At 72.4% G+C, this 11193-nt stretch carries 11 protein-coding genes and 2 pseudogenes; 8 read left to right on the top strand and 5 right to left on the bottom strand.

Annotated features, from left to right (window positions below; all coding sequences use genetic code 11):
- Together AF1_RS29815 and AF1_RS29810 are read right to left on the bottom strand one after the other, a co-directional pair.
- Positions 1 to 289: hypothetical protein (locus AF1_RS29815; RefSeq protein WP_217999860.1), on the bottom strand; the 289-nt coding region annotated here is incomplete at its 3' end.
- 129 nt (positions 290 to 418) lie between these two features.
- Positions 419 to 1837, bottom strand: a complete 1419-nt coding sequence (locus AF1_RS29810) for an MFS transporter (protein WP_067806840.1) — start codon at positions 1835 to 1837, stop codon at positions 419 to 421.
- A gap of 239 nt (positions 1838 to 2076) precedes the next feature.
- Here AF1_RS29810 and AF1_RS29805 point away from each other — a divergent pair, with 239 nt between their 5' ends.
- A complete protein-coding gene (locus tag AF1_RS29805) occupies positions 2077 to 2655 on the top strand; it encodes a snapalysin family zinc-dependent metalloprotease (RefSeq protein ID WP_242609026.1) in 579 nt (192 codons plus the stop codon).
- A 133-nt stretch (positions 2656 to 2788) separates the two neighbouring features.
- Here the strand turns inward: AF1_RS29805 and AF1_RS36900 are convergent, their stop codons facing one another.
- Positions 2789 to 3757, bottom strand: a complete 969-nt coding sequence (locus AF1_RS36900; protein WP_067806834.1) for a suppressor of fused domain protein — start codon at positions 3755 to 3757, stop codon at positions 2789 to 2791.
- A 381-nt stretch (positions 3758 to 4138) separates the two neighbouring features.
- Between AF1_RS36900 and AF1_RS29795 the strand changes: the two genes are divergently transcribed.
- Genes AF1_RS29795 through AF1_RS29780 form a run of 4 tightly spaced genes read left to right on the top strand, consistent with a single transcriptional unit; the run spans position 4139 to position 7228 of the window.
- On the top strand, positions 4139 to 4564 hold the full coding sequence (locus AF1_RS29795; RefSeq protein ID WP_067806831.1) for a hypothetical protein: 426 nt from the start codon (positions 4139 to 4141) through the stop codon (positions 4562 to 4564).
- Positions 4554 to 5747 carry a hypothetical protein gene (locus AF1_RS29790; protein ID WP_067806828.1) on the top strand — a complete coding sequence of 398 codons (1194 nt, stop codon included), beginning with the start codon at positions 4554 to 4556 and terminating at the stop codon, positions 5745 to 5747. The genes AF1_RS29795 and AF1_RS29790 overlap by 11 nt, the downstream gene beginning before the upstream one ends.
- The gene (locus tag AF1_RS29785) at positions 5744 to 6340 is read left to right on the top strand and encodes a hypothetical protein (RefSeq protein WP_067806825.1); all 597 of its coding nucleotides are present in this window, start codon (positions 5744 to 5746) and stop codon (positions 6338 to 6340) included. The genes AF1_RS29790 and AF1_RS29785 overlap by 4 nt, the downstream gene beginning before the upstream one ends.
- Positions 6341 to 6343: 3 nt before the next feature.
- Entirely contained in the window at positions 6344 to 7228 is an 885-nt protein-coding gene (locus AF1_RS29780) for a hypothetical protein (protein WP_067806820.1), read from the top strand.
- Positions 7229 to 7419: 191 nt separating this feature from the next.
- On the opposite strand, the gene AF1_RS29775 is transcribed toward AF1_RS29780, so the two are convergent.
- On the bottom strand, positions 7420 to 8316 hold the full coding sequence (locus AF1_RS29775; protein WP_131732989.1) for an RpnC/YadD family protein: 897 nt from the start codon (positions 8314 to 8316) through the stop codon (positions 7420 to 7422).
- Positions 8317 to 8468: 152 nt separating this feature from the next.
- On the opposite strand from AF1_RS29775, the pseudogene AF1_RS37145 reads away from it, so the two are divergent.
- A pseudogene (locus AF1_RS37145) lies at positions 8469 to 8555 on the top strand (IS5/IS1182 family transposase); the annotation flags it as partial.
- A 30-nt stretch (positions 8556 to 8585) separates the two neighbouring features.
- Here the strand turns inward: AF1_RS37145 and AF1_RS29770 are convergent.
- Positions 8586 to 9833 (bottom strand): M24 family metallopeptidase, encoded by a 1248-nt coding sequence (locus AF1_RS29770; RefSeq protein ID WP_067806815.1) that lies wholly within the window; start codon positions 9831 to 9833, stop codon positions 8586 to 8588.
- Positions 9834 to 9958: 125 nt separating this feature from the next.
- Between AF1_RS29770 and AF1_RS36045 the strand changes: the two genes are divergently transcribed.
- Both AF1_RS36045 and AF1_RS36040 read left to right on the top strand, forming a co-directional pair.
- Positions 9959 to 10630: an AAA family ATPase gene (locus tag AF1_RS36045; RefSeq protein ID WP_067806813.1), complete on the top strand. Its 672-nt coding sequence runs from the start codon at positions 9959 to 9961 to the stop codon at positions 10628 to 10630.
- A 42-nt stretch (positions 10631 to 10672) separates the two neighbouring features.
- Positions 10673 to 11193 (top strand): annotated as a pseudogene (locus AF1_RS36040) (helix-turn-helix transcriptional regulator); the annotation flags it as partial.

Raw genomic sequence — 11193 nt, 5'->3', positions numbered from 1 at the left:
CCGACCGCGGGCCCGCCGAGCCGCCGGTGACGCTGACCCGCGTGCCCGGCCGGCCCGCGCCGTGCCGGCGCAGCGCGTCCACCAGCGTCACCGCCGCCGCGGCGGGTTCCACGCGGTGCACGAACACCAGCGTCGGGCCGGCGGCGAGCATCGCCTCCGGCCGCCCGTGCCCGATCCGCCCCATCCTCCGGGCGGCCTCCGCCCTCGCCCGTATCCGCTCGGGGGTGTTCAGCCGTTCCCACCCTCCGATCCCCAGCGCGACACAGGTGATCTGCGCACCCTCACCCAACCCGGCCTCCCGATGACGTGCCCTCCCCGCGACCTTCTCCCGGCGCGGGCCCGCGCACCCCGTTCTAGTGCGGGTTGCGTGCGGAGGCGTGCGCCCGGCCGCGCCGGCCGCCGACGCGGGGGCGGTGCGTCATCCGGCCGCCTCGGCCTGCGCGTCCCGGCGCGGGCGGGGGAGGAACGCGACGATGGCCGTTCCCGCGGCCGTGACGGCGGCGGCGGTGCGGAACGCCGTCGCGTAGCCGTCCACGAGGTCCGGGCCGGCGGCGGCCGCGGCCGCGCCGAGGACGCTGAGGCCGATCGCGCCACCGATCGTGCGGGAGGTGTTGACGACGCCCGCCACGGTGCCCGCCTCGGAGGCGTCCACGCCGCTTGTCGCCGTCTCCACCAGCGGCGTCATCAGCAGGCCGAAGCCGAGGGCCATGGTCGCGCCGGGTCCGAGGATGGAGCCGAGGAACGTCCCGCCGGCGTCCAGCACGACGCCCTGCCAGGCGAACCCGGCGGCGGCCATGAGACCGCCGGCGCCGGCGAGGAGACGCGCGTCGACGCGGGCCATGAGGGTGGGCGCGAGCCGGGAGCCGATGATGATCCCGATGGTGTGCGGGAGGAACGAAAGGCCGGTGCGAACCGCGCTGTAGTGCAGGACGTTCTGCATGTAGAGCGACAGGAAGTACCAGAGCGCGAACCCGCCCGTCATCACGACGAGCGTGGCGAGGTTGCCGACCGCCACGCTGCGCAGCCGCAACAGCCCGAGCCGGACGAGCGGGTGCGGGGTCCGCGCCTCGACCCCGACGAACAGGACGAGCAGGACGAGCCCGGCGGCGAGCGGGATCAGGGACGCCCAGCCGTGGTCCTCGGTCTGGCCGATGCCGAAGGCGAGCAGCCCCACGCCCGCGGTGACGAGGACGGCGCCGGGCACGTCGAGGCGGACGCGGCGCGCGGTGTCGCGGTCGTCGCGGAGCCGGCGGGCGGCGATCACCGCGACGACCGCGCCGACCGGGACGTTGATCAGCAGGACCCACCGCCAGCCCAGGTAGTCGGTCAGCAGCCCGCCGGCGAGGCCGCCGGTGGCGCCGCCGGCGGTGCCGACGGCCGTCCACATCGCGATCGCCCTGGTGCGGGCGGGCCCGGCCGGGAACGTCGCGGTGACCAGCGACAGCGTGACGGGCGCGAGGATCGCGGCGCCGAGCCCCTGCGCGGCGCGGGCGCCGATCAGCATGGCGCCGTCCTGCGCGAACCCGCCCGCGAGGCTGGCGAGGGTGACCAGGCCGAGGCCCGCCATGAAGACGCGCTTGCGCCCGTAGAGGTCGGCGGCGCGCCCGCCGAGCAGGAGGAACCCGGCGAACGTCAACGAATAGGCGTTGACGACCCATTGCAGGCCGGTGGCGCCGAGGCCGAGGCCGGCGCGCATGTGGGGCAGGGCGACGTTGACGACGGAGATGTCCAGGACGACGAGGAACTGGCCAATGGACGCGACGAGCAGCACGGCCCAACCGGGTGTCCTCCCGGCTCGGTGCTCTGCCTCCGCACCGGCGAGGTCGGTGGTGGTCATGCCGCCCATGGTGTCTTCCCGCGCGGTGCTTGCGCGTCGGGCGGCCGAACCAGACCGGGACGTCCCTTCGACCTAGGACCACCCGGCGGTGGAAAACCGCCGTCCGTTCAGTTTCGGCGGCGGGCGAACAGAAGGGCGGCAGGTGGACGCTCTTTTTCGGCCAGAAGGAATTTCGATTACGGCGGCGCAGGACCGGACCGGCATTGACGGTTTCGTCATCGGTACCGATAGTCGGCCCAATGAAAGCTCCCATGGTTGCCCGAAGATTTCTGCGGGTCTGCGCCACGCTGCTGCTCGGCCTGGCCTTCCTGACCGGCACGGGGCTCGCGGCCTCGGCCTCGTCCGACCCACAGCCGTCCTTCGTCGTCCGCACGGTCACCTACGACGCGAGCGGCGCCGCCGAGTTCCGGGCGGCGGTCGACGAGGGCGCGCAGATCTGGAACCAGCACGTGCGCAATGTCCAGTTCGTCCCCGGAACGCCCGCCGACGTCGTCATCTACGCCGACAACGGCTGGCCGCGCGCCATGCCCACCGGCCTCGGGAGCGGCTACGTCTGGATGGGCCGGCAGGCCGTCCAGCAGGGCCACTACCCGGTCCGGATCGCGGCCCACGAGCTGGGGCACATCCTCGGCCTGCCGGACCGGCGCACCGGGCTGTGCTCGGACCTGATGTCGGGTGCCAGCGCCGGCACGTCCTGCCGCAACCCGGACCCCAGCCCCGCCGAAGCCGCCGAGGTCGAGTACAACTTCCAGAACGGCCGCACCGCGCTCGTTCCCGGCGTCACGCTCGCCGACTCGCCCGCCCGCACCCGCCACTGAGATTCCCGCCGAAGGCGCCCGCACTTCCCGAGGCGGGCGCCTTCGGCATGCCGGAGACCGGCCGCCATCCAGCTAGCAGAAACCCGTGGTCGCGTATTCGCCGGCGCGCCGCCCGAACGGCGGCCGACCCCGGCTAGGGCACGACGTTCACGGTCAGGGCGCCGACCCGGTACGTGCCGGGCTGCGGGCGGACGGTCTCGGCGACGGCCCGGCTCACCTCGTCCGGCAGCGTGATCTCCAGGGCCTCCTGCGTCCGGTCATGGCCGAACCGCTGCCCGGGAAGCAGCACGACGGGCATGCCGGGGCCCCGCAGGATCAGCGGATTCCCGTGCGGCACGCGGGCCGGCAGCACCCGGGTGAACTGCGGGATGTGCCGGGCGCCGATCTCCAGCGTGACACCGTCGGAGGTGTCGGCGTCCAACTGCTGGAAGAACAGGAAACCGGTCCCGGACCCGTCCCGCCGCGACCCCTCCTGGACGGTCCTGGCGACGCCCGGCACATCGGCCAGCGACATCCGGTCCAGGTTCGTCACCAGGACCGGCAGGTGCGGCTCGATGGCACCGATGAGCCCTTGGACGTTCCACGACTGCGCCGCGTGAAGCTCATCGGTGGTGATGCCGACGAACTGCAGGAACGCCACTTCCCCCAGCGGGGTCCGCGCCCGCCCCAGTTCCGGGTCGAGCACCAGGGCCCCGGCCCGGATGGCCGACCCCGGGCGGTCCGGGTCGATCGGATCGGGGAACTCGATGTAATGCCCCGCCTTGAAGTCGTTTCCGCTCTTCGCCACGTACGACGCGAGGTTCTCCAGGTGGCCCATCGCCCAGTTCGGCGGCGCCTGCTCCTGCGGCCCGCGCGGCACCCGCAGGGTGAACTCGTAGCCGCGCTCCTCGAACGGCGCGGTCAGCGCGTACCCGACGAGATGCCAGTGCGGCACCGGCTCGTCCCGCGGATAGACCGCGATCGTGTTGGTGACGAACTGCCCCATCGGCATCGGCCCCATGGGCCGGTACGGCATCGGCGCGTCCCACACCAGCCGGTCCGCGTCCCCGTACCGCGCCCCGAGCACCCCGTCGATCGCCTTCCACCCGTCCAGATTCTGCATCTCTCCCCCTTCACGGACTGGGTCACTGCCACTTACCGACGCACCACCGCCGATCTTGGTTCAGCCCCATCCGATCCGGTCGAGGGTGTCGGCGCCCTGGTCGCCCAGGCGCGGCGGCGGACGTGGTGCCGGGGGAAATGCACCGGACACACCGTTTCACGAGAATTGCAGTGGATGTGATCTTTCTCGCGAAAAGCGATATTCGGTTCCGGGCTCACCAAAACACCACCACAGACCAGCCCATTTACGGCCGATTTCCGGCGTCCATCCCTGTTGACCTCTTCCGGAATGCGCAAGCCCCTGGAAGAGCGCCGATGACCGCCCCATAATGTTCCCGAAATCCAAGACTCATGAGCGGCGGTCGACAGGAGAGGTGGGCGCATGGATCCCGCGCTGGCAGGGCTCGCCGGTGCGGCGGGCGCGGCCCTGGTGGAGGCCATGGCCACCGACTTCTGGGGCACGGTGAGGGCGCGGTTCACGCGAATCGTCGGCCGTGGCGCGCACCCCGCCGAAGAGGGTCTCTCCCGGCGGCTGGAGGAGTCGGCAAGCCGGTTGGGCCGCCTGTCCCCGCCGGAACGGACGGCCGTCGCGGCCGAGCAGGAGAGGTGGACGGCCATCCTGATGGCCTTCCTCGTCGAGCACGCCGAGGCGTCGGCCGAACTCCGGGACTTCGTCGTCCAGGTGCGGCGTTCCCTCGCCGAAGTGGAAACGGCTCCCGTGGTACAGAACATCACCGCCGGCCGCAACGCCTACATAGCGGGCAGAGACCAGCACATATCGACGCCTCTGGACGGCGATGGGCGATGACCCGGAACGTCCCGCCCCCACCCAGCAGGTGTGGGCGAGACGAGACGCGTTCGTCGCGGCCCGCGACATCTACGTCACGGCGGTACTGAGCAGGACGGCGACGCGGACGCCTTTCCCGGCGGGCGGCGGCTACCGCCCCGACCGGCCGGTGTTCGTCCAGTACACGAACCCTGAAATCCTCGCCTGCTACGGCATCGACGCCAGAGAAAGACACGCCGCCCTCACCCTGACCCGGGCGTTGGAGGCGACACGGCTCGCGCTGCTGCTGACCGAACGGCACCTTCTCATCCCCGCGTCCTACATCTTCGAGATCCCCTGGTACCGGACCTTCCTCGGATGCCTGGCGCCACTGGTGCGGGCGGGCGCCCTCCGCTACGTCTCCCCCGTCCCCGACCTGGCCGACTACCGGGAGATGAAGGTCCACGAGTACCGGCGGGACCGGCTCAACCCCTATCGGCGCACCGGCGTGCGGGGGATCTGCTCCGATCCCGACTTCACGTGGGCCCCCCGGCACGGCGGAGGAACGGCCGCCGGAATCGGCGACCTGTGGCGGGACGCGCTCCAGCCCGGCGGTGAACTGCACGGGATCGTCCGTGGCACCGCACGCCGATGGCACCGGCCCCGGGGACGCGCCGAACGGCTGCTCGGGAGAACCCCCGAACGGCTGGACGGGCAGGCGTTCATCGCGCGGTTCGTGGAACGCGCGTTACCGGTTCCGCTCACCCCGCCCGAAAGCACATCGCTCGCCTTCTTCCTCTCCCGCGCATATCTGCGCAGTTACCTCCTCGACCTGGACGCCGCCGTCCTGTCCGACCTTCCCGCGGGTGATCTGACCTGCGGACTGTCCCGCAGGACGCCCGGCATGGACGGCAGGCTGCTGCCGGCGCGGCGCCTCGACTCGGTACTGCACTGGCTCGGCATCCGGGACTTCGTCCACCGCGCCGCCCGCTGGGACGAACTGCTGCGGCTGCGGTCCCTGCCGGAATTCGGCCTGGTCATCGACCGGGTGTACGACGACTCCGCAGCGGACGCGCTGCGGATCGCCGTCCTGGAGGCCCGCAGATCCCACCGCTTCCGGCACGCCGGCACCTACGCCGAAGCGAAGTCGAACGTGCAGGCCGTGGCCGGCACCATGGCCGATTTCACCTTCACCGACAGAAAGACATGGAGCGACGACCCATGACCATTTCCGTGTACTGCTCCGGTTCCATCATGAAGGGCGCGGGGGACGAGAAGAAACTCTGCTGGTCGGACATCGAGAGGCTGGAGGTCGCCAAGGGCGCCGCGCCGCGCGAGGTCGTTTTCCTCAACCCGGACGACCCCATCACCGACCCGTCCAACACGCTCGGGCAGTTCGGCCGCGACATGTACCAGGTGATGGTCGCGACGGCGGTCATCGTGGACGCCCGGGAACGCCGCGGAATCGGCATCGGGGTGGAGATGACCGCCGCCACCCTGCTCGGCACGCCGATCATCGTGGTGGCCCCGCGCAACTCCAAGTACCGGGCCGACGAACTCGAATACCGCGGCGTGGTCGTCCGCGACTACGTCCACCCCCACGTCGCGGCGCTGGCCTCCGCGGTCGTCGACGACTTCCTGACCGCCGGGGAACTGCTCCCGGAACTGGCGTCGCGGAAGGCGCGCGAAGCGCCCCACATGCCCGGCTGGCTCGACGAGGCGATCACGGAGTACCGCGACAACGTCCTGCCCGGCGACCCGCCCATGCTCGCCGCGCTCGAACGCCTGCGCGGGCGGCCGTACGCGGAAAGCAGATGAGAGGTGATAACCGACTCGGCGCACAGCGTCGCGGAACTCATCGGCGACGGCCAGGACGGCCCCCGCGTTTACCTCGTCCACAACACCGCGCTCGAAGGGCTGCTCTTCGACCGCAACCTCACGGGAGCCGATTTCCGCCGGGCCTGCCTTGCCTGCAGCCGGCATTTCGTCGCGCACCTGGCGGACGAGCTTCCTCCCGGCGACACCGCCGAACTGATGATCCTCAGCAAGGGCCTGATCTACCAGCTCGGCGAGGCGATGGCCGAGGAGACCGGCCGCAACCTGCCCACCAACATGATCGCCACGTCCCGGGCGGCCGTCGCGCACGGCACCGCGCGGATCGAGGTGCCCTACACCTGCTTCGACGCGCCCGCCGGAACCCTGCTCATCGGGGACACCGTGGCGTCCGGCGCGACCATCGTCGCGGCACTCCGCCGCTACCTGGAGACCTATCCGCTCCAGCGTGTCCACGTGGTCTCCTACGCCGGGACGCTCCTCGGCGCCACCAGGATCGCGGAGTTCTGCTCGGAACGGGGCATCGAGGCGACGTTCCTCTACGGGCTGGCCGCGTTCGGCCTCGGCGACAACGGCTTCGACCTGTCGTTCCTGCACCCGGAGACCATCGCCCGCGCCCGCTACGTCCAGCGGGCGCGGGAGCAGTTCTCCGGCAGGGCGGTCTCGGCGGTCGGCTGGGACTTCGGCTCCCAGTGCATGGCCCCGCGCAAGTACCGCCACCTGACCTGGGTGGAGGCCGAAGTGTGGGGCCTCCGTGACGCGGACTGCTTCACCGTCGCCGAGGAACCCGGCGACTGGTCGCAACTGGCCCACGAGCGCGCCGCCTACGAGGACGCCCTCCAGCGGTTCACCGGCGGCACACGCGAGCCCTGATCCCCCGGCCGGAGGGCGGCTTCCACGGCGGCCGACCGGCCCAGCCCGCCCGCGCCGGTGGTCATGCGGCGACCGGGCCCCGCCGCTCCCCCGTCTCCGGGAATCACTCGGGTCTGTCGCGAACGCCGACGGCCCAGGCTCCCGGACGGGGGCCTGGGCCGTCGGCGATGTTCTCGATGGGCTCCGGACCGTCAGTCGAGAAGATCTTCGGCCCTGTCGATGACTGCGGCGCGCTGGACCCAGCGTTCGAGCTGGTCGGTGTCGGTGCAGTTCGTGACGTGCTCGCGGACGTCGTTGGGGACGGTGATCCCGCGGGCGTCCAGCACGAGCAGGACCGCCTTCGCCTCGCCCTCGGCCTCGCCCTCCGCGCGGCCCTCCGCCCGGCCCTCGGCACGGTGGGTCTTGGCGAAGTCCGACTGCCACTCGTAGCCTGCGGTCTTCACGATCTCCTCCAGGATCTTGCGGGCGGCTTCGGAGAACCGGGTCGTCAGATAATCATGGTACAGACGGCCGGCGTCACTGCTCCTGGTGTCACCGGTCAGGGTGTCAATCGCGGCGGCCACGCTGGTCAGGACGGCTTCGCCGTCCGGGCCGTCGGCGTGAACGGGGGCGCTGAGGACCGCCAGTTCGGGAAGCCGGCGGGCCTGGTCGAGGTCGGTGATGGGAGGCAGCATCTCGGGGTGGACCGTCAGGGGCTTGAGCACCCATTCGGGGTGCCCCATGTCGATCGGCCTGGCGCAGGCGCGGGCGGCGGCCCGGTCGGGACAGAGGACCAGCAGGGTCACCGGGCATCTGTGCCGCTGCCGCAGCAGGGACAGGTAGCTGGGCCAGCTGAAGAGCTTCCCCTCGTCGTAGCGCAGCTGCGATTCGACGATGACGCCGTGCTCGGGCTTCTCGGGGTCGCCCAGAAGGACGGTGGCGTCGCAGCGCAACTCGGCCGGGTTCAGGCCGGCGAAGGACTCGGAGACCAGCGTGGCGTCTCCACCCCCGGGCATCTCCAGGTCGAAGACGGCCCGCAGGATCGCGGGGACGAGCTGCGGCCGGTTGCGGACCAGCTCCAACGGCAGCTCATGATCGATTGACGGCACGCCGGCAACACTAAGGGCAATCGATTGCTTACAAGTGTGTTCAGTGAATCTGGATACAGCAGTGGCCCGCATGACCCGCCTGACCTGGGGTCCCACGCGGGAGCGAGGCAAGGGTTACGACTACGCCGACCTGCGGCACCGGCCTGGGCGGGCGGGGTATCACCCCGCGTATCGCCCGCCGCGGCATCGAGTCCTCCGACCGGCTGGGCCGGCACCGCTGGGTGGCAGGGCGGCATCACCGCCGCGGGCTCACCAAATGAGACGACGTCTTAGGCGCGGAGTAGGTCGGTGGTGAGGGTGTTCAGTTCGACGGCGCCGTCCTCACCGACGACGACGGTGCCGCCGAGGTTGGCCATGCGGCCGTTCAGCACGCAGTTCGGCTCGAAGGCGAACGCCATCCCCGGGGCCAGGGGGAGGTCGCTGCCGATGGTCGGCACCTCGGTGATCAGGCCGTACTCCGCGGCCTCCGGCAGCTCGCGCAGGCCGCCGCCGAAGCCGCAGACCGTCCCGTAGGGGTCGATGCCGTGCACGAGCGGGTGAACGTTCCAGCCTCCCGCGTCCTCCATGGGCCGCTTCATCGCGGCGACGACCTCGCCGAAGGTGGCACCGGGCCGCATCGCCGCGACGCCCGCGTCGTAGGAGGCGCGCGCCACCTTGGCGGCCTGCTCGACGTCCGGGTGGACATCGCCGACCGCGATGGCGACCTGGTGCTGGGACTCGCGCATCCCGTAGGAGCTGAACACCTCGGCCAGGATCACGTCGCCGTCCTCGATGGTCCGCGGCGCCTGCGGCCGGTAGGACCACACCGGCGGACCCCAGCAGGCGAAACCGGGCCCGGACTGGATCAGCATGCCCGGGGCGGCGACGCCGAGCCGGTGCCCCGCGGCCATGCCGGCCGCGTACACGTCCGCCTCGGTCACGCCGGGCCGCGTCGCCTCCAGCATCGCCCGCGCCATCGCCTCGCCGGCGTCCGCCGCGCGGCGGAGCGCGGCGAGCTCCTCCTCGGACTGGACGAGCGTCCGGAGCAGGAAGCTCAGCCAGACGGGTTTGAACGTCGCGTCCGGGAGCTGCTCCAGGACCGCTGCCCACAGCCCGTGCGGCATGATCGGGTTGAAGTGGAACGGCGGGTACGGCTCCAGGCCGATCACGCCGATCGCCGCGCGGTCCAGGCCGTGCTCCCTGAGCACCTCGACCACGCCGGGCGCGTGCTTGGCGACCCGCATGTTGCGCGGCTCGGTCCAGCACGCCTCGCCGCGGCGGCGCGCCTCGATGTGGTCGGCGACGTGCATCGGCGACCACACCAGCGAGACCGGGTCGGCGTCTCGCGGGAACACCACGATCGCGCCGGGCCGCTCGTTGGTGAAGAACACGTCCGGCGCGAACGGCGCGGGGCCGCTCGACTCGTGCTCGCCGTACACGACGAGCGCCTCGACGCCTTCGGCGTCCATCAGCTCGCGCGCCAGCGCCCAGCGCCGGTCCCGCTCGGCGGTCGAGTAGCCGGGAAATCCTCCGGTCATCCTGCTCTCCTTGTGTCGCTCTTCTCGCTGGTCAGAACGCTACGGAGCGGAACGATGCCGAGGAATCGGTCGGATTACCGGTGCCGGGATCGCGGGGACCAGCGCGACATCAGTACCTTCCTTCCATGATTGTCGGTCGCGAGGCGGAGCAGGCCGTCCTCGGCGAGCTGCTCGACGAGGCCCGCGCGGGACGCAGCGGCGCCCTCGTCCTGCGCGGTCAGCCGGGCATCGGCAAGTCCGCGCTGCTGGAGCGCGCCGTGGCGCGGGCGGACGGGCTGCGCGTCCTGCGCACCGCCGGGATCGAGTCCGAGGCCGAGCTGCCCTTCGCCGGGCTGCACCTGCTGCTCGGGCCCGTCCTCGACCGCGTCGACGCCCTCCCCGAGCGGCAGGCCGCCGCGCTGCGCAGCGCGTTCGGGCTCGGCCCCGCCGGGCAGGACGGTCCGCTGCTCGTCGGCCTCGCGGTGCTCTCGCTGCTCGCCGACCTCGCCCCGCTGCTGTGCGTCGTGGACGACGCCCATTGGCTCGACCGGGCCTCCACCGAAGCGCTCGCCTTCGCCGCACGGCGGGTGCAGCGCGAAGGCGTGGCGCTGCTGTTCGCCGTCCGCGGCGGCGCCCGCGCCCGGCTGGACGGCATGCGGGAGCTGCCGCTGTGGGGCCTGGACGGCCGGGCGTCGGCGGCGCTGCTCGCTCAGCACGCCCCGGACCTCGCGCCGCCCGTCCGGGACCGGGTCCTCGCCGAGTCCGAGGGCAACCCGCTCGCGCTCATCGAACTGCACGCCTCGCTCACGGCCGAGTAGCGCGGCGGCGCGGTCCTGCCGCTGGCGTACCACCTCGGCGCGTTGCCCCTCACCGACCGCGTGCGCCGCACGTTCGGCGCACAGGCCGCCCGGCTGGACGAGGGGAGCCGCACGCTGCTGCTCGTCGCGGCCGTCGAGGAGACCGGCGACCTCGGTGTCGTGCTCCGCGCGGCCGAGGCCCTCGGTGCCCGGCCGTCCGCGCTGGAGCGGGTCGAACGCTCGGGCCTGCTGTCGTTCTCCAAGACGTTCGCCGCCTTCAAGCACCCGCTCGTGCGGGCGGCGGTCGTCCAGGAGGCGCCGCTCGCCCGCCGGCTGGCCGCGCACCGGGCGATCGCCGAGGCGCTCGGCGAGCAGCACCCGGACCGCCGGGCCTGGCATCTCGCCGCGGCCGCGACCGGGCCGGACGAGCGGATCGCCGCCGGGCTCGCGGACACCGCCGAGCAGGCCGCGGCACGGGCCGGGTACGCCGCGCAGACCGCCGCGCTGGAACGCGCGGCCGAACTCACCCCCGACCCGGCCCGGCAGGCCGGCCGGCTCGTCGGCGCGGCCGAGGCCGCGCTCAT

The organism is Actinomadura formosensis NBRC 14204 (assembly GCF_001552155.1).
In the GTDB taxonomy this organism is placed as follows: domain Bacteria; phylum Actinomycetota; class Actinomycetes; order Streptosporangiales; family Streptosporangiaceae; genus Spirillospora; species Spirillospora formosensis.
The sequence above is the reverse complement of the archived record's forward strand: the minus strand, read 5'-3'. Positions and strand labels throughout refer to the sequence as shown.

Coding starts and splice junctions, on each gene's coding strand:
- AF1_RS29810 (WP_067806840.1), bottom strand. CDS start 1,837: ATGACCACCACCGACCTCGCCGGTGCGGAGGCAGAGCACCGAGCCGGG.
- AF1_RS29805 (WP_242609026.1), top strand. CDS start 2,077: ATGAAAGCTCCCATGGTTGCCCGAAGATTTCTGCGGGTCTGCGCCACG.
- AF1_RS36900 (WP_067806834.1), bottom strand. CDS start 3,757: ATGCAGAATCTGGACGGGTGGAAGGCGATCGACGGGGTGCTCGGGGCG.
- AF1_RS29795 (WP_067806831.1), top strand. CDS start 4,139: ATGGATCCCGCGCTGGCAGGGCTCGCCGGTGCGGCGGGCGCGGCCCTG.
- AF1_RS29790 (WP_067806828.1), top strand. CDS start 4,554: ATGGGCGATGACCCGGAACGTCCCGCCCCCACCCAGCAGGTGTGGGCG.
- AF1_RS29785 (WP_067806825.1), top strand. CDS start 5,744: ATGACCATTTCCGTGTACTGCTCCGGTTCCATCATGAAGGGCGCGGGG.
- AF1_RS29770 (WP_067806815.1), bottom strand. CDS start 9,833: ATGACCGGAGGATTTCCCGGCTACTCGACCGCCGAGCGGGACCGGCGC.
- AF1_RS36045 (WP_067806813.1), top strand. CDS start 9,959: ATGATTGTCGGTCGCGAGGCGGAGCAGGCCGTCCTCGGCGAGCTGCTC.